Source organism: Pseudomonas sp. RL_105y_Pfl2_101 (assembly GCF_963970585.1).
In the GTDB taxonomy this organism is placed as follows: Bacteria; Pseudomonadota; Gammaproteobacteria; order Pseudomonadales; family Pseudomonadaceae; genus Aquipseudomonas.
This window is the reverse complement of the sequence record NZ_CAXAPG010000011.1, coordinates 51,661-69,960: the sequence shown is the minus strand read 5'-3', so window position 1 is coordinate 69,960 and position 18,300 is coordinate 51,661. Positions and strand designations below refer to the sequence as shown.

Here is an 18,300-nt window from a genome sequence, read left to right as displayed (position 1 = left end):
AGCGGGAGCAATCTCTGGCCCTGTGTGGTGAGTCAAGAATAAGGAAAAGGGTGCCATGAACACTTACATCCGTTGGTTCCAACGCATCATCTGGGTCGGGATTGTCATGAACATGGTCTTCGCGATCCCGGCGCTGTTTGCGCCGGCGTTGCTGACGTCCATGCTCGGCCTGCCGCCCGTGTTATCCGATCCCTGGCTGGAAAACGCCGGCATGTTGCTGGTGGGCATCAGCCTGTTCTACATGCCTTCGGGGTTCAACGCGCCGCGTTTCGTGGTGCATTCCTGGCTGTGTGTGCTGTCGCGGCTGGTGGCGGTGGTGTTCTGGATCTACCTGATCAACACCAACAACCAGGGCCAGGTGTTTGTGCCGATGTTGATGGGCGACCTGAGCATGTTCCTGATCCTGGGTGTGCTGCTGTACCTGGGCTGCCCGGTGGCCAATCGTCCGTTGGCCTTGCTCTGCGCCGGATGGCGGGAATGGCGCGCCGGCTGGGCGCTGCGCTGGCAGAGCCACGGCTTCAAGGTCGGCACGTTGGTGGTGGTATTGCTGCTGGGTTTCATCGGTTACCAGACCTGGTACCAGATGGTCCGCGAAGTGCCGCAACCGGACTTCGACTCCGACGAAGACCATTACAAATACGCCGCCATCGGCCTGGGTATTGAGGCGCGGATTCCCTACTACCTGTTCGCCGTGCTGCCGCAGATGTGCCCGGAAAAGCTGCCCAAGCCGGGCGGCTACGAGGTATTCGGGTTTCTTTATGAAAACGGCAACGATCTGCCCATCGGCATGGCCAAGCGGCAGCTCGGCTACCCCACGGTGGAGCCCAACTGCGCCCTGTGTCACACCGGCTCCTATCGGGCTAATGCCAGTGACGTCGCGGTTCCGGTCGCCAGCGCACCGGCCAATACCTTGCAACTGCAGGCCTTCCAGTGGTTCGCCTACGAGTGTGCCAGCGATCCGAAATTCACCCCCGATGCGGTGATGGCGGCGATTAATGGCAAGTTCCAGCTGGGTTTCTTCGAAAAGCTCTACAACCGCTACCTGATCATCCCGATGGCCAAGAGCGCGCTGCTCAAGCAGAAGCAGGCTTACGCCTGGCAGAAGCTGCGCCCCGCCCAAGGGCCAGGGCGGACCGACACCTTCAACCCGACCAAAATGGTGGTGTTCGGCTTCCCGGATGACTCCACCATCGGCACCGTGGACCTGCCGCAGGTCTGGAACCAGAAACCCCGCGAGTCCATGTACCTGCATTGGGACGGCAATAACAACAAGATCCACGAACGCAACTACGCAGCGGCGATGGCCGTGGGCGCGACGCCGCAATCGGTGCTGCCGCCCAGCTTCAACCGCGTGACCAATTGGCTGCTGGGCCACAAGCCGCCGGCCTGGCCGTTCGCCCTGGACCAGGCGAAAGTCGCCCAGGGTAAACCGATCTGGGAGAAAAACTGTGCCGGTTGCCATGACTTCGGCCGCAGCGACACCGGCCAGGTCACCACCAACATCGATCAGTTGGGCACCGATCCCCATCGCCTGAACTCCTTCACCACCGGCTTGGTGACGGCATTCCACGGCTTCAAGAAACCACCGTTTGACTTCGGCGCCTACCGCAAGACCCAGAGCTACAGCAACACGCCCACCGACGGCATCTGGTTGCGCGCGCCGTACCTGCACAACGGTTCGGTGCCGACCCTGTGGGATTTGCTGCAAGCGCCGGAACAGCGTCCGCAGGTGTTCTACACCGGCTCCGACATCTACGACCAGGAGAAGGTCGGCTTCATCACCGGCGGCGCGCAGATGAAGGCGTCGGCGGATTTCAAATATGACACCCGCCTGGAAGGCAACCACAACGGCGGCCACCTGTATGGCACGCAGTTGTCGGATGCCGACAAACGGGCCCTGATCGAATTCATGAAAACCCTGTAGTCCAGGGCACTGCGAAGGAGCGTTCACATGTCATTACTGCACCATTGGGAGCATGAGTTCGACAAGGTCAAAGTCCGCCTGCACGGGTTGGTCACGCGGCTGGAGATGTCCTGGAAAAAACTCGTCAACGACCTGGAGCCCGAAGAGTTCGAGGCCATCGTCAAGCTGCTCCAGCGCGGTCACGACCAGGCTCGGCACGTGATCGACCACGGCGATCTGCCGGACGACGAACCGGCCGTGCCGTGGGAGCTGGCCCACGGTCTTTCGATCCTGAAGATCGGCAATGCCAGCGCCTTGCCGCAAACCGAGGACGAGCTACCGACCCGCGTGCTCAAGGACGGCACCTTGCTCGGTTGCCGCAAATGGGAACTGCTGGACCTGTTGTGGAGTGAGGCGTTGCTCAAGTGGATCGAGAACCTGCGCCATCACGCGCAATTCGCCACCAACCCGGCGTTGGTGAAAATGGACAACGACGTCGTGCTGGCCATCGCTGGCGACTGGGGCACCGGGCCGTTCGACAGTCACGCCCCGGCGGTGGCGGTGGCCAACCAGATGCAACTGGCCCTGGCCGATTTCACCATTCATCTGGGTGACGTGTATTACGCCGGTACCCATTCCCAGGAAGACGTCGACATGGTCGGCTGGCCCCAGGGCAAGCATGGCGCGTTCACCCTCAATTCCAACCATGAGATGTACAGCGGTGCCCACGGCTATTTCAAGGAACTGGCCAAGCGTTTCCCGGTGCAACAGGGCACCAGTTACTTTGCCTTGTACAACGACGACTGGCTGGTGGTCGGCCTCGACAGCGCCTACGCCTCGGACGTGATGAATTTGTACATGGACGGCACCCTCAATACCCAGCAGATCGAATGGATGAAGACCCTGCCCAAGCGCAAAAAGCTCATGGTGCTCAGTCATCACCAGGGTTTTGATATTTCCGGGCACAACAAAACGGCGCTTTACCAACCGGTGTGCGATGCCTTGGGGCGTGAGCCGGACTATTGGTATTGGGGGCATTTGCACAACGGTATTTGCTACGCGCCGCAAGGCGGGTTGCATGCGCGCTGCGCCGGGCATGGGGCGATCCCATACGGCACTACCAGCGAGTTGAACGGACATGCCGGGGTGTTGTGGTCGGAAACGCAGCTGGCGGGGGACAAGGCATACCCGCAACGGGTGTTGAACGGGTATGTGAAGGTGCGGCTGGTGGGGGAGGAGATTGTCGAGACTTTTTATGGGGAGGATGGGTCGGTGCGGTGGTCTTCCCACTGAAGATCGTTCCCACGCTCCGCGTGGGAATGCCTCTACGGACGCTCCGCGTTCGGCTTTTGGGACGCAGAGCGTCCCGGGCTGCATCCCCACGCAGAGCGTGGGGACGATCATCAACCGAAGCGCTGGGTTTTAGCTCTGGACCGGAACACCTTTGAGGTACGGCGCAGGTTCGGCCCCCAGGTTGTTGAGCATGCGTTCGCTGTACCAGTCGACGAAGTTCACCACGCCGAACTCATAAGTCTTGGAGTACGGGCCTGGCTGGTAGGCGGTGGAGTTGATGCCGCGCTGGTTTTCTTCGGCCAGGCGACGGTCCTGGTCGTTGGTGGCGTCCCAGACCTGGCGCATGCGCGCGACGTCGTAGTCCACACCTTCGACCGCGTCCTTGTGCACCAGCCACTTGGTGGTGACCATGGTTTCCTGGGCGCTGATCGGCCACACCGTGAACACGATGATGTGGTCGCCCATGCAGTGGTTCCATGAGTGCGGCAAGTGCAGGATGCGCATCGAGCCCAGGTCCGGGTTCTTGATGCGGCCCATCAGCTTGGCGCAGCCTTGCTTGCCGTCCATGGTCATCGACACGGTGCCCTTGAGCAGCGGCATGCGCACGATGCGGTTACGCAGGCCGAAGCTGGCGTGGGCGTAAGGGATCTTCTCGGCGTCCCAAGCGGCGGCGGAGGCGGCCACGTGGTCCTTGAACGCCTGGTCGGCGCGTGGGTCGGTGACGTCGTCCCATTCCAGCAGGCTTTTGAGCAGTTCTGGATGCGCGCCGCTGCAGTGGTAGCACTCGCGGTTGTTTTCCAGCACCAGTTTCCAGTTGGCCTTCTCCATCAAGGTGGTTTGCACCGCCACCTTGGTGTTTTCCATGTCGTAGGGTTCCATGTAATGGGTCAGCGTCGACAGGAAGTCATCGATGGCCGGCGGGTTCTCGGCCAGGCTGATGAAAATGTAGCCACCGGCGGTCTTCACGTTCACTGGCTTGAGGCCGTATTGCTTCATGTCGAAGTCGGCGCCCATCTCGGTGCCAGCGAACAGCAGGCGACCGTCCAGCTCGTAGGTCCACTGGTGATAGTGGCAGACCAGTTTGGCGACCTTGCCCTTGTCGCTGGTGCACAGCCGCGAACCGCGGTGGCGGCAGACGTTATGGAATGCGTGCACCACGCCTTCGGCACCGCGAATCACGATGATCGGGTTCTTGCCGATTTGCAGGGTCAGGTAGTTGCCCTTGGCCGGGATTTCGCAGGTCATGCCGGCAATCAGCCATTCCTTCTGGAAGATTTCCTGCATATCGATATCAAACAGACGCTCATCGCTGTAGAACGGTTGCGGCAACGAAAAGGTGCGCTCGCGCTCTTGCAGCATTTGCGCGGTGGCCTTGCGTGCGGGTTCCAGCGGATCGCCCAGGCTCAGGGTTGCGGTGACGTCCATCATTGTATCCTCATGGCCTCTACGTGGCCGGCGAAAGTGGCTAATCAAATGTGCTACGCAAGGCAGAAAATATTATTTATCTGTTGGGGGCGAGTGTGGGGCCGCGCAGGTGCGCAACCTTATCCATGGGCGACATGGCCCAATCTGTTCCCGACGCGCAAGGTCCTGTCGTTGGGGGCTGGTCGCGGTAAGCATGTGAATGTCGCAGATAGGTAAATGGGCGGTTCGCGCTATAAGCAGAATCGCCTCATAAGAGGCCGACAGTCGGCCGTGGAGATCAGCATGTCCAACAGCTTCCTGAACCCGGTAACCACCCAGACCTGGGCCAATGGTCGTCACATTGTCCGTTGCGTCAAAGTCATCCAGGAAACCTGGGATGTGCGCACCTTCTGCTTCATGGCTGACCAGCCGATCCTGTTCTTTTTCAAGCCAGGGCAGTTCGTCACCCTGGAGCTGGAAATCGAAGGTCAGCCGATCATGCGTTCCTACACCATCTCCAGCTCGCCGTCGGTGCCTTACAGTTTTTCGGTGACCATCAAGCGCGTGCCGGGAGGCAAGGTTTCCAACTGGCTGCACGACACCCTGCACGAAGGCCAGGAGCTGGCGGTGCACGGGCCGGTCGGTCTGTTCAATGCCATCGACTTCTCGAACCCGAAGGTGCTTTACCTCAGCGGCGGCGTTGGTATCACGCCCGTGATGTCCATGGCTCGCTGGTACTACGACACCAATGCCAACGTTGACATGGTGTTTATCCACAGCGCCCGCTCGCCTAAGGACATCATCTATCACCGTGAGCTGGAACATATGGCGTCGCGGATCGATAATTTCAGCTTACACCTGATTTGCGAAAGACACGGGCTGGGCGAGCCCTGGGCCGGGTATCGCGGCTATCTGAACCACAAGATGCTGGAGCTGATGGCGCCGGACTTCATGGAGCGCGAAGTGTTTTGCTGTGGGCCGACGCCCTACATGAACGCGGTCAAGCGTCTGCTGGAAGCTGCTGGCTTCGACATGACGCGTTACCACGAGGAATCTTTCGGCGCCACGCCAGCGGAAGCTCGTGCCGACGCGGTGGAGCAAGCCGAGCAGGCTGCCGATGCCCCGGAAGTCGATATGGCGGACCTGCATCTGGTGGAGTTCACCGCCTCCGGCAAGAGTATTCGCGTGGGGCCGGGAGAGACCGTTCACGCCGCCGCCGCCAAGCTCGGCATGATGATCCCCAAGGCCTGTGGCATGGGCATCTGCGGCACCTGCAAGGTCTTGAAACTGGGCGGGGAAGTGGAGATGGACCACAACGGCGGGATCACCGAGGACGACGAGGCCGAGGGCTACATCCTGTCGTGCTGCAGCGTGCCGAAGGGGGATGTGCGGATCGAGTTCTGACACATGCTCGGCGCAAGGGGAGCGCGGAGCGTCCCGGGCTGCATTCCCACGCAGAGCGTGAGGAACGATCGATTTCACAGCCATCGCGACCTGATCGTTCCCACGCTCCTGCGTGGGAATGCAACCAGGGGCGCTCTGCGTCCCAGCTTCGTCGCAGTCTGCTGTCTATGCGCTAATACCACCGCTGAATCTCAATCAACCCTTCCATCCCCGCATAATTACGCGCACTGGAATAGCGCCAATGTTCCGGTAATTCCACATATCCACGTTTCACCGGGTTGAAATGGATGTAGTCCAGCTTCTGGCGCATTACCGTTTCGCTATAAATCTGCTCCGCGTGTGAGCCTTCTTGCCAGAGCTGATAAACCCTGTCCTGTTTATGGGCTCGTTTGTTGAACCGCAGGCGTTGCAAAGCCCGCTCAGCGCCTTTGCTTTGCAGGTCGTCGATAATCTGGCGTGCCGTAAAGGATTTGAACTGACGCAGACACTTGCTCAGGTTCGGAGCCTGGGCAACGAAATGCAGATGGTTTTCCAGAACGACATAGCCGAACAGTTGCAAATTCTGATGGGTTTGCTGATAGCGCCAGCAGCACCCGAGCAAGTGATCGACGAGGTAGGGGCCAATGAACAGCGGCAGCCACTCCATCAATGTGCAGGTGAGAAAGTGGGGCTTGTCGGGTTCGGTGATGACGTAGCGGCTCCGGCCCATGGGATGCATTCCTTTGCTGCGGGGAATGACCATCTTGCAGTCTTCGAGACGTTTGGCGATAGACGAAGAGGGCACGAGGCGGGTGGGAATAGTCCGCACACCCTCGATGATCATTCCCACGCTCCTGCGTGGGAATGCAGCCAGGGACGCTCTGCGTCCCCAAGAGCCGAACGCGGAGCGTCCGTAGAGGCGTTCCCACGCAGAGCGTGGGAACGATCATCATGTCGGCCGTTGCTTCAGGCGCTCATCACTTCCCGAATATCCGCCGCCAATTCCCTCACCCGCGCTTCCTCGGTATCCCACGAGCACATGAAGCGTGCGCCACCTTTGCCAATGAAGGTGTAGAAGCGCCAGCCCTTGGCGGTCAGCGCGGCGATGGCCGGTTCCGAGAGTTGCAGGAACACGCCGTTGGCCTGGACCGGGAACATCAATTCCACACTGGGGATGTCGCTGACCAGCTCTGCCAGTAGTTGGGCGCAGCGGTTGGCGTGGCGGGCGTGCTTGAGCCAGGCCTGATTTTGCAGCAAACCGACCCAGGGCGCGGAGAGGAAACGCATCTTCGAGGCCAGTTGCCCGGCCTGTTTGCAGCGATAGTCGAAGTCTTCGGCCAGGTCATGGTTGAAGAACAGAATCGCTTCGCCCACCGCCATGCCGTTTTTCGTGCCGCCGAAACACAGCACGTCCACGCCGGCCTTCCAGGTCAGGTCGGCCGGCGAGCAGCCGAGGAAGGCGCAGGCGTTGGAAAAGCGTGCGCCGTCCATGTGCAGGTTCAGCCCCAGTTCCTTGCAGGTGATGCTGATGGCGCGGATTTCTTCCGGGGTGTAGACGCTGCCGACTTCCGTGGCCTGGGTCAGGGTCACGACCCGGGGCTTGGGATAATGGATGTCCTGGCGCTTGAGGGCGATCTCGCGGATCGACTCGGGGGTCAGCTTGCCGTTTTCGGTGCGTGCCACCAGCAGCTTGGAGCCGTTGGAGAAGAACTCCGGTGCGCCGCATTCGTCGGTTTCGACATGGGCGGTTTCCGAGCAGATCACGCTGTGGTAACTCTGGCACAGTGAGGACAGCGCCAAAGAGTTGGCCGCCGTGCCGTTGAACGCGAAGAACACTTCGCAGTCGGTTTCGAACAAGGCCCGGAAATCGTCCGCCGCGCGGTGGGTCCACTCGTCGTCGCCGTAGGCGCGTTGGTGACCCTGGTTGGCTGCTTCCATGGCCGCCCAGGCCTCGGGGCAAATGCCGGAATAGTTGTCGCTGGCAAACTGTTGACTCTTGTCGGTCATGGCCTTGCTCCTAAGGTAGAGAGTCCTGGGTAAAGATCCCTGGCGGAATTCCCGGGTGGGGCGTTCCCTGGTTTTCGGCGTGCTTGAGTTCACAGCGCCGTGGTCGATGTTGGTGCGCACTTTACCCAAGATTAGCGGGGGAACACACCGGATGTTTCTGTGGGAAAACTACAAAGCTTTTGAGTCGCGGTACACATGAATCGGCGCGAAGGTGCTTTGGATCTGCTCAAATGGTCTGCATTGCTGGCGATGGTGCTCGATCATCTGCGATATGTCGGGTTCTCCGTCGATTGGCTCTACGTGCCCGGGCGGTTGGCGTTCCCCTGGTTTTGCCTGGCGATGGCGGCGAACCTGGCGCGCAACGACGCCAGCACCGCCCCTTGGCGTTACCTGGGCTGGCTGTTGTTATTCAGCGCTGTCAGCGAAATCCCCTATCGCTTGTTCATTCCAGATCCCGCCACTCTGAATGTGATGCCAACCCTGGTGCTGGGATTGTTGGTGGCACGCTGTTGGCAGGCGCCCACCCTGGAGGCGCGATACCTGGCGGCGATGGCGTTGCTGTTGGCGGCGCTGTTTTCGTCGCAACTGATGTTCGGTTTCTTTGGTGTGCTGCTGCCGCTGGCGATGTTGCTGGTATTCAAGCGTCCTTTGTACATGGCCTTGTTACCGGGGCTGGTCTGCCTGGCGGCCAACCAATGGCGGGTGTTGTATGGCGCGGCGTGGCTGGGGGATGCGGTGGCGTTGTGGGGTCTGGTGACTTGCCTGATCGCGCCATGGTTTGGGCTGATGCTTTTGCGACAGGCGGGTCGTTTTCATCCATTGCCCATGCGGCGCTGGGCTTATGGGCTGTATCCGGCGCATTTTTTGCTGTTGCTCGTGGTTCGCCATGTCGCCGCCTAACCCCGTGGGAGCAGGGCTTGCCCGCGATGAAAGCGCCGCGGTCTGCCATGCCCCGGGGCGCCTGGATCGCGAGCAAGCTTTGCTCCCACAGTGCTATCGCGCAGGCCTTGCTCTCCGACTCTTTGGTCCCATGTCGTAAACGCACCTTTGCGTGGCGTCCATAGGCATTTGACATGCCTGCGCCAGCCATACCATCGCATCCAAAGGGCACGACCGAACGGTCCGTGCCTCACCGAGACGAAAGGCGCACCGCCGCCGCTGGGAGAGACGCGATGTTCAGCAAGCAAGACCAAATCCAAGGCTACGATGATGCACTGCTGGCGGCGATGAACGCCGAAGAGCAACGCCAGGAAGATCACATCGAACTGATCGCGTCAGAGAACTACACCAGCAAGCGCGTGATGGAGGCCCAGGGCAGCGGCCTGACCAACAAGTACGCCGAAGGTTATCCGGGCAAGCGTTACTACGGTGGCTGCGAGCACGTCGACAAAGTCGAAGCCCTGGCCATCGAACGCGCCAAGCAGTTGTTCGGCGCCGACTACGCCAACGTCCAGCCGCACTCCGGTTCTTCGGCTAACAGCGCCGTGTACCTGGCCTTGCTGCAGGCCGGCGACACCATTCTGGGCATGAGCCTGGCCCACGGCGGTCACCTGACCCACGGTGCCAAAGTGTCGTCCTCGGGCAAGCTCTACAACGCGGTGCAATACGGTATCGACACCACCACCGGCTTGATCGACTACGACGAAGTCGAGCGCCTGGCGGTCGAGCACAAGCCGAAGATGATCGTTGCCGGTTTCTCCGCTTACTCCAAGACCCTGGATTTTCCACGTTTCCGCCAGATCGCCGACAAGGTTGGCGCCCTGTTGTTCGTCGACATGGCCCACGTTGCCGGACTGGTCGCCGCCGGTCTGTACCCTAATCCACTGCCTTACGCCGACGTGGTCACCACCACCACCCACAAGACCCTGCGCGGTCCACGTGGCGGCCTGATCCTGGCCAAGGCCAACGAAGAGATCGAGAAGAAGCTCAACGCCGCGGTATTCCCCGGCGCCCAGGGCGGCCCGCTGATGCACGTGATCGCCGGCAAGGCGGTGTGTTTCAAGGAAGCGGCGGAGCCTGGCTTCAAGGCTTATCAGCAGCAAGTGATCGACAACGCCCAGGCCATGGCTGGCGTGTTCATCAAGCGCGGCTACGATGTAGTGTCCGGTGGCACCGACAACCACCTGTTCCTGGTCAGCCTGATCCGTCAGGGCCTGACCGGCAAGGATGCCGATGCTGCCCTGGGCCGCGCCCACATCACCGTCAACAAGAACGCCGTGCCGAACGACCCGCAATCGCCGTTCGTGACTTCGGGCCTGCGCATCGGTACCCCGGCGGTGACCACGCGTGGCTTCAAGGTGGCCCAGTGCGTCACGCTGGCCGGCTGGATCTGCGACATTCTCGACAACCTCGGCGATGCCGATGTCGAGGCCAATGTCGCCCAGCAAGTGGCGGCCCTGTGCGCGGACTTCCCGGTTTATCGCTGAGTCGGTTTTGGAGTAATGACTATGCAACGCTATTCGGGCTTCGGCCTCTTCAAGCACTCTCTCAGCCATCACGAAAACTGGCAGCGGATGTGGCGCACGCCGACCCCGAAAAAGGTCTATGACGTGGTCATCGTCGGCGGTGGCGGGCATGGCCTGGCGACCGCCTACTACCTGGCCAAGGAGCACGGCATCACCAATGTGGCCGTGGTCGAGAAGGGCTGGTTGGGCGGCGGTAACACCGCGCGCAACACCACCATTGTGCGCTCCAACTACCTGTGGGACGAATCGGCCCACCTGTACGAACACGCGATGAAACTCTGGGAAGGCCTGTCCCAGGACCTGAACTACAACGTGATGTTCTCCCAGCGTGGCGTCTACAACCTGTGCCACACCCTGCAGGACATCCGTGATTCCGAGCGTCGCGTCAGCGCCAACCGCCTCAACGGCGTGGACGGCGAGTTGCTCAACGCCAAGCAAGTGGCCGACGAGATCCCGTACCTGGATTGCTCGAAGAACACCCGCTACCCGGTGATGGGCGCCACCGTCCAACGTCGCGGCGGCGTGGCCCGTCACGATGCCGTGGCCTGGGGCTTTGCCCGGGCGGCGGACGCGTTGGGCGTGGACCTGATCCAGCAGACCGAAGTGATCGGTTTCCGCAAGGAAAACGGCGTATGCATCGGCGTCGAAACCAACAAGGGCTTCATCGGCGCCAAGCGCGTCGGCGTGGTGACGGCCGGTAACTCCGGACACATGGCCAAGCTCGCGGGCTTCCGCCTGCCGATCGAATCGCACCCGCTGCAAGCGCTGGTGTCCGAGCCGATCAAGCCCATCATCGACAGCGTGATCATGTCCAACGCCGTGCACGGCTACATCAGCCAGTCCGACAAGGGCGACCTGGTGATCGGCGCCGGTATCGACGGCTACAACGGCTACGGCCAGCGTGGTTCGTACCCGGTGATCGAACACACGGTCCAGGCCATCGTCGAGATGTTCCCGGTGTTGTCCCGCGTACGCATGAACCGCCAGTGGGGCGGCATCGTCGACACTACGCCGGACGCCTGCCCGATCATCTCCAAGACCCCGGTGCCGAACATGTTCTTCAACTGCGGTTGGGGCACCGGCGGCTTCAAGGCCACCCCGGGTTCGGGCAACGTCTTCGCTGCAAGCCTGGCCAAGGGTGAAATGCACCCGCTGGCCGCGCCGTTTTCCATCGACCGTTTCCACAACGGTGCCCTGATCGACGAACACGGCGCTGCTGCCGTCGCCCACTAACAGGAGAAATCCCTATGTTGCACATCTTCTGTCCTCACTGCGGCGAACTGCGCTCCGAAGAGGAATTCCATGCATCCGGCCAGGCGCATATCCCGCGCCCATTGGATCCGAACGCCTGCACCGACGAACAGTGGGGCGACTACATGTTCTTCCGTGACAACCCACGCGGGTTGCACCATGAGTTGTGGGATCACGTTGCCGGTTGCCGCCAGTACTTCAACGCGACCCGTGACACCGTGACCTACGAGATTCTCGAAACCTACAAGATCGGCCAAAAGCCGCAGTTCACCGACAAGGCTGACAGTCCGAAAGCGGCTGCACAGGCTCTGGGAGAGAAGGTATGAGCCAGATCAATCGCCTGTCCAACGGCGGACGGATCGACCGCAACAAAGCGCTGAGCTTCACCTTCAACGGCCAGACCTACAAAGGCTTCGAAGGCGATTCCCTGGCCGCTGCGCTGCTGGCCAACGGTGTCGACATCATTGGCCGCAGCTTCAAGTATTCGCGCCCTCGCGGCATCTTCGCCGCCGGAGCCGAAGAGCCGAACGCGGTGCTGCAGATCGGCGCCACCGAAGCCACGCAAATCCCTAACGTGCGCGCCACGCAACAGGCGCTGTACCAGGGGCTGGTCGCCACCAGCACCAACGGCTGGCCGAACGTGAACAATGACATGATGGGGATTCTCGGCAAGGTCGGCGGCAAGCTGATGCCGCCGGGCTTCTACTACAAAACCTTCATGTACCCGCAATCGTTCTGGATGACTTACGAAAAGTACATCCGCAAGGCCGCAGGGCTAGGTCGCTCGCCGACCGAGAACGATCCGGACACCTACGACTACATGAACCGTCACTGCGACGTGCTGATTGTCGGCGCAGGCCCCGCTGGCCTGGCTGCCGCATTGGCCGCGGCCCGCAGCGGTGCCCGAGTGATCCTGGCCGATGAGCAGGAAGAGTTCGGCGGCAGCCTGCTCGACTCCCGCGAGAGCCTGGACGGCAAGCCAGCGACCGAATGGGTCGCGGCGGCGGTGGCTGAACTGCGCTCGATGCCAGAAGTGGTGTTGCTGCCTCGCGCCACGGTGAACGGTTACCACGACCATAACTTCCTGACCATCCACGAGCGCCTCACCGACCACCTGGGTGACCGTGCGCCGATTGGCCAGGTGCGCCAGCGCATCAACCGCGTCCGCGCCAAGCGCGTGGTCCTGGCGACCGGTGCCTGCGAGCGCCCGCTGGTCTACGGCAACAACGACGTGCCGGGCAACATGCTCGCCGGCGCGGTGTCCACCTACGTGCGCCGCTACGGCGTGGCACCGGGCAAGAAACTGGTGCTGAGCACCAACAACGACCACGCCTATCGCGTGGCCCTGGACTGGTTCGACGCCGGCCTGCAAGTGGTGGCCGTCGCCGATGCGCGCAGCAACCCGCGTGGAGCGCTGGTGGAAGAAGCCCGCGCCAAGGGCATTCGCATCCTCACCGGCAGCGCCGTGATCGAGGCCCGTGGCAGCAAGCGCGTCACCGGGGCCCGTGTTGCCGCGATCGACGTCCGTGCTCACAAAGTCACCAGCCCCGGCGAATGGCTGGACTGCGACCTGGTGGCCAGCTCCGGCGGCTACAGCCCGGTGGTTCACCTGGCTTCGCACCTGGGCGGCAAGCCGATCTGGCGTGAAGACATCCTCGGTTTTGTGCCGGGCGAAGCACCGCAGAAGCGCGTGTGCGTCGGCGGTGTGAACGGTGTCTACAGCCTCGGTGATACCTTGGCTGACGGTTTTGAAGGCGGCGTGCGCGCGGCCAACGAAGCCGGCTTCAAAGCGGTTGGGGGCGTGTTGCCCAAAGCCTTGAGCCGTCACGAAGAGCCGACCCTGGCGCTGTTCCAGGTGCCTCACGAAAAATCCACTGCACGGGCGCCGAAGCAATTCGTCGACCTGCAGAACGACGTCACGGCCGCCGCCATCGAACTCGCCACCCGCGAAGGCTTCGAGTCGGTGGAGCACGTCAAGCGCTACACCGCACTGGGCTTCGGTACCGACCAGGGTAAGCTGGGCAACGTCAACGGCCTGGCCATCGCGGCCCGTTCGCTGAACGTGAGCATCCCGCAGATGGGCACCACCATGTTCCGTCCGAACTACACGCCAGTGACCTTCGGCGCGATCGCCGGGCGGCATTGCGGGCACATCTTCGAACCGGTGCGCTTCACCGCGCTGCATGCCTGGCATGTGAAAAACGCTGCCGAATTCGAAGACGTCGGTCAGTGGAAGCGCCCTTGGTACTTCCCGAAGAACGGCGAAGACCTGCATGCCGCGGTCAAGCGCGAATGCAAGGCCGTGCGTGACAGCGTTGGCCTGCTCGACGCCTCGACCCTGGGCAAGATCGACATCCAGGGCCCGGATGCCCGCGAGTTCCTCAATCGCGTCTACACCAACGCCTGGACCAAGCTCGACGTGGGCAAGGCTCGCTACGGCTTGATGTGCAAGGAAGACGGCATGGTCTTTGACGACGGCGTAACGGCCTGTCTGGCGGACAACCACTTCCTGATGACCACCACCACCGGCGGCGCGGCGCGCGTGCTGCAATGGCTGGAAATCTATCACCAGACCGAATGGCCGGACCTGAAGGTGTACTTCACCTCGGTCACCGACCACTGGGCAACCATGACCCTGTCGGGCCCCAACAGCCGCAAGCTGCTGAGCCACGTCACCGACATCGACCTGGACAAGGACGCGTTCCCGTTCATGACCTGGAAGGAAGGCCTGGTGGGCGGCGTACCGGCGCGGGTGTTCCGCATCTCGTTCACCGGTGAGCTGTCGTACGAAATCAACGTGCAGGCCGACTACGCCATGGGCGTGCTCGAGCAGATCGTCGAGGCCGGCAAGAAGTACAACCTGACCCCGTATGGCACCGAGACCATGCACGTATTGCGGGCCGAGAAGGGCTTCATCATTGTCGGTCAGGACACTGACAGCTCGATGACCCCGGACGACCTGAACATGGGCTGGTGCGTAGGCCGGACCAAGCCGTTCTCGTGGATCGGCTGGCGCGGCATGAATCGCGAAGATTGCGTGCGTGAAGAGCGCAAGCAACTGGTGGGCCTCAAGCCGATCGACCCGAATGTCTGGCTGCCGGAAGGTGCGCAACTGGTGTTCAACACCAAGCAGGCGATCCCGATGTCCATGGTCGGTCACGTGACCTCCAGCTATGCCCACAACTCCCTGGGTTATTCATTTGCCATGGGCGTGGTCAAGGGCGGCCTCAAGCGGATGGGCGAACGCGTGTTCGCGCCATTGGCCGACGGCAGCGTGATCGAGGCAGAGATCGTTTCTTCGGTGTTCTTCGATCCGAAGGGGGATCGGCAGAATATTTAATGACTTGAGGGCCCGGTGGGAGCAGTTGTTCGGCGTCGTCTGCATCGCGAGCAGGCTCGCTCCCACAGGAGACCGCATGACCCTTGTGGGAGCGAGCCTGCTCGCGATGGCGGCAGAACAGCCACCACAAAGGCCGGAACTACAGAATTCAAGACAGGTGCTCCATATGACCGCAGTCAACGTGTACCCACAACGCCCAACCACCGAGGCCAAGGCCGAGTCGTCGCTGCACCATGCCGACCTCGCAAGCAGGGTGGGCAAGGGCCGCAAGAACGCCGGCGTGACCGTGCGCGAGAAAAAACTCCTGGGCCACCTGACCCTTCGTGGGGACGGTCACGACCCGGCGTTCGCCGCCGGCGTGCACAAGGCCCTGGGCCTGGAGTTGCCGGGCGCCCTGACCGTCATCGTCAAGGGTGAAACCAGCCTGCAATGGCTTGGCCCGGACGAGTGGCTGCTGGTGGTGCCCACGGGTGAGGAATTCGCCGCCGAGCAGAAACTGCGTGAAGCCCTGGGCGAGCTGCACATCCAGATCGTCAACGTCAGTGGCGGCCAGCAGATCCTCGAACTGTCCGGCCCGAACGTGCGCGACGTGCTGATGAAATCCACCAGCTACGATGTTCACCCAAGCAACTTCCCGGTGGGCAAGGCCGTGGGCACGGTGTTCGCCAAGTCGCAACTGGTGATCCGCCACACGGGCGAAGACACCTGGGAACTGGTGATCCGCCGCAGCTTCTCGGATTACTGGTGGCTGTGGTTGCAGGATGCCGCGGCGGAGTATGGGTTGAGCGTGCAGGCCTGATGTCGATCGTTCCCACGCTCTGCGTGGGAATGCATCCCGGGACGCTCCGCGTCCCAAAAGGCGGACGCAGAGCGTCCATGGCGGCATTCCCACGCAGAGCATGGGAACGATCAGAGGAGTATCACGAATGAGCCGCGCCCCAGACACATGGATCTTGACTGCCGACTGCCCCAGCGTGCTCGGCACGGTGGACGCGGTGACCCGCTTTCTGTTCGAGCAGGGCTGCTACGTCACCGAGCACCATTCCTTCGACGACCGGCTCTCGGCGCGTTTCTTCATTCGCGTGGAGTTTCGCCAGCCCGACGGTTTCGACGAGCAGAACTTTCGCGCCGGCCTGGCCGAGCGTGCGCAAGCCTTCGGCATGGTCTTCGAACTGACGCCGCCCAACTACCGGCCCAAAGTGGTGATCATGGTCTCCAAGGCCGATCACTGCCTCAACGATTTGCTCTACCGCCAGCGCATCGGCCAATTGTCCATGGACGTGGTGGCCGTGGTCTCCAACCACCCCGACCTCAAGCCGCTGGCCGACTGGCACCAGATTCCCTACTACCATTTCCCCCTGGACCCGAACGACAAGCCGGCCCAGGAGCGGCAGGTGTGGCAGGTGATCGAAGACACCGGTGCTGAGCTGGTGATCCTTGCCCGCTACATGCAAGTGCTGTCGCCGGAGTTGTGCCGCAAGCTCGACGGCAAGGCGATCAACATCCACCACTCGCTGCTGCCGGGCTTCAAGGGCGCCAAGCCGTATCACCAGGCCTACAACAAAGGCGTGAAACTGGTGGGGGCCACGGCGCACTACATCAACAACGACCTGGACGAAGGCCCGATCATCGCCCAGGGCGTGGAAGTGGTGGACCACAGCCACTATCCCGAAGACCTGATCGCCAAGGGCCGGGACATCGAAGGGCTCACGTTGGCGCGGGCGGTGGGGTATCACATTGAGCGGCGGGTGTTTCTCAATGCCAACCGAACCGTTGTTCTTTAGATCGCCATCGCGAGCAGGCTCGCTCCCACAGTGGATCTGGGGCATGACTGGGGTCTATGTACAACTCAAAACCCTGTGGGAGCGAGCCTGCTCGCGATGAGGCCCTTACAGACAACGAAAGAAACAAAAGACACAAGCACTAACCCGAGCAATCAACGCGCTGCCTGCCTGGGCAACGCAGTTCCACAAAAACAACAGCGAGGTGAAAGCATGTCTGGTAATCGTGGTGTCGTGTATCTCGGCAACGGCAAGGTCGAAGTACAGAAAATCGACTATCCAAAAATGCAGGACCCGCGCGGCAGGAAGATTGAGCACGGTGTCATCCTGCGCGTGGTTTCCACTAACATCTGCGGCTCCGACCAACACATGGTCCGCGGCCGTACCACTGCCCAGACCGGCCTGGTCCTGGGTCACGAAATCACCGGTGAAGTGATCGAAAAGGGCAGCGACGTCGAGAACCTGAAAATCGGTGATCTGGTGTCGGTGCCGTTCAACGTGGCTTGCGGGCGCTGCCGTTCCTGCAAAGAGCAACACACCGGTGTCTGCCTGACCGTCAACCCGGCCCGTGCCGGCGGTGCCTACGGTTACGTGGACATGGGCGACTGGACTGGCGGCCAGGCCGAATACGTACTGGTGCCGTACGCCGACTTCAACCTGCTGAAACTGCCGGACCGCGACAAGGCCATGGAGAAAATCCGCGACCTGACCTGCCTGTCCGACATCCTGCCCACCGGCTACCACGGCGCAGTCACCGCCGGTGTTGGCCCTGGCAGCACCGTCTACATCGCCGGTGCCGGCCCGGTTGGCCTGGCAGCCGCCGCTTCCGCTCGCCTGTTGGGCGCGGCCGTGGTGATCATTGGTGACGTCAACGCCATCCGCCTGGCCCACGCCAAGGCTCAAGGCTTCGAAATTGTCGACCTGTCCACCGACACCCCGCTGCACGAGCAAATCGCCGCGCTGCTAGGCGAGCCGGAAGTGGACTGCGCCGTCGACTGCGTCGGCTTCGAAGCCCGTGGTCACGGCCATGACGGCGTCAAGCACGAAGCCCCGGCCACCGTGCTCAACTCATTGATGGGCGTGGTCCGCGTAGCCGGCAAAATCGGCATCCCCGGCCTCTACGTCACCGAAGACCCGGGCGCTGTCGATGCGGCTGCCAAAATGGGCAGCCTGAGCATTCGCTTCGGCCTGGGCTGGGCCAAATCCCACAGCTTCCACACCGGCCAGACCCCAGTGATGAAGTACAACCGCCAACTGATGCAGGCGATCATGTGGGACCGTATCAACATTGCTGAAATCGTGGGCGTGCAGGTGATCAGCCTGGATGATGCGCCGAAGGGTTATGGCGAGTTCGATGCGGGCGTGCCGAAGAAGTTTGTGATTGATCCGCATAAGTTGTTCAGTGCGGCGTAAGCGGTAAAGGGTAAGACGGGGAAAGGGCGACAGTGATGTCGCCCTTTTTTATTAGTCGTT

At 61.7% G+C, this 18,300-nt stretch carries 14 protein-coding genes; 11 read left to right on the top strand and 3 right to left on the bottom strand.

What is annotated here, in order from left to right:
- The first annotated feature begins 55 nt into the window (after positions 1–55).
- Together AACY31_RS14730 and AACY31_RS14725 are read left to right on the top strand one after the other, a co-directional pair.
- The gene (locus AACY31_RS14730) at positions 56–1,924 is read left to right on the top strand and encodes a c-type cytochrome (protein WP_339491561.1); all 1,869 of its coding nucleotides are present in this window, start codon (positions 56–58) and stop codon (positions 1,922–1,924) included.
- Positions 1,925–1,951: 27 nt separating this feature from the next.
- Complete coding sequence (locus tag AACY31_RS14725; RefSeq protein ID WP_339504694.1) at positions 1,952–3,196, top strand: metallophosphoesterase; 1,245 nt, start codon at positions 1,952–1,954, stop codon at positions 3,194–3,196.
- Between the two features lie 129 nt (positions 3,197–3,325).
- On the opposite strand, the gene gbcA is transcribed toward AACY31_RS14725, so the two are convergent.
- A complete protein-coding gene (gbcA, locus tag AACY31_RS14720; protein ID WP_339477336.1) occupies positions 3,326–4,621 on the bottom strand; it encodes a glycine-betaine demethylase subunit GbcA in 1,296 nt (431 codons plus the stop codon).
- 282 nt (positions 4,622–4,903) lie between these two features.
- Here gbcA and gbcB point away from each other — a divergent pair, with 282 nt between their 5' ends.
- Positions 4,904–6,004 carry a glycine-betaine demethylase subunit GbcB gene (gbcB, locus tag AACY31_RS14715; protein ID WP_339477334.1) on the top strand — a complete coding sequence of 367 codons (1,101 nt, stop codon included), beginning with the start codon at positions 4,904–4,906 and terminating at the stop codon, positions 6,002–6,004.
- Between the two features lie 172 nt (positions 6,005–6,176).
- On the opposite strand, the gene AACY31_RS14710 is transcribed toward gbcB, so the two are convergent.
- Both AACY31_RS14710 and AACY31_RS14705 read right to left on the bottom strand, forming a co-directional pair.
- Positions 6,177–6,713: an REP-associated tyrosine transposase gene (locus tag AACY31_RS14710; protein WP_339504715.1), complete on the bottom strand. Its 537-nt coding sequence runs from the start codon at positions 6,711–6,713 to the stop codon at positions 6,177–6,179.
- A gap of 236 nt (positions 6,714–6,949) precedes the next feature.
- The gene (locus AACY31_RS14705; protein WP_339477331.1) at positions 6,950–7,990 is read right to left on the bottom strand and encodes a threonine aldolase family protein; all 1,041 of its coding nucleotides are present in this window, start codon (positions 7,988–7,990) and stop codon (positions 6,950–6,952) included.
- A gap of 195 nt (positions 7,991–8,185) precedes the next feature.
- Between AACY31_RS14705 and AACY31_RS14700 the strand changes: the two genes are divergently transcribed.
- From AACY31_RS14700 to fdhA, 8 genes are all read left to right on the top strand, one after another.
- Positions 8,186–8,890: a TraX family protein gene (locus AACY31_RS14700; protein ID WP_339491559.1), complete on the top strand. Its 705-nt coding sequence runs from the start codon at positions 8,186–8,188 to the stop codon at positions 8,888–8,890.
- Between the two features lie 272 nt (positions 8,891–9,162).
- Complete coding sequence (gene glyA / locus AACY31_RS14695) at positions 9,163–10,416, top strand: serine hydroxymethyltransferase (RefSeq protein ID WP_339477325.1); 1,254 nt, start codon at positions 9,163–9,165, stop codon at positions 10,414–10,416.
- Positions 10,417–10,437: 21 nt separating this feature from the next.
- Positions 10,438–11,688, top strand: a complete 1,251-nt coding sequence (locus tag AACY31_RS14690) for a sarcosine oxidase subunit beta (RefSeq protein ID WP_003177603.1) — start codon at positions 10,438–10,440, stop codon at positions 11,686–11,688.
- A gap of 14 nt (positions 11,689–11,702) precedes the next feature.
- On the top strand, positions 11,703–12,032 hold the full coding sequence (locus tag AACY31_RS14685) for a sarcosine oxidase subunit delta (protein ID WP_212797906.1): 330 nt from the start codon (positions 11,703–11,705) through the stop codon (positions 12,030–12,032).
- The gene (locus AACY31_RS14680) at positions 12,029–15,046 is read left to right on the top strand and encodes a sarcosine oxidase subunit alpha (protein ID WP_339491558.1); all 3,018 of its coding nucleotides are present in this window, start codon (positions 12,029–12,031) and stop codon (positions 15,044–15,046) included. The genes AACY31_RS14685 and AACY31_RS14680 overlap by 4 nt, the downstream gene beginning before the upstream one ends.
- 166 nt (positions 15,047–15,212) lie before the next feature.
- Positions 15,213–15,845, top strand: coding sequence for a sarcosine oxidase subunit gamma (locus AACY31_RS14675; protein WP_339491557.1), 633 nt, complete (start codon positions 15,213–15,215; stop codon positions 15,843–15,845).
- A 127-nt stretch (positions 15,846–15,972) separates the two neighbouring features.
- Complete coding sequence (gene purU, locus AACY31_RS14670; protein ID WP_039590651.1) at positions 15,973–16,830, top strand: formyltetrahydrofolate deformylase; 858 nt, start codon at positions 15,973–15,975, stop codon at positions 16,828–16,830.
- 210 nt (positions 16,831–17,040) lie between these two features.
- Positions 17,041–18,240: a formaldehyde dehydrogenase, glutathione-independent gene (fdhA, locus tag AACY31_RS14665; RefSeq protein ID WP_339477298.1), complete on the top strand. Its 1,200-nt coding sequence runs from the start codon at positions 17,041–17,043 to the stop codon at positions 18,238–18,240.
- The last annotated feature ends 60 nt before the right edge of the window (positions 18,241–18,300 follow it).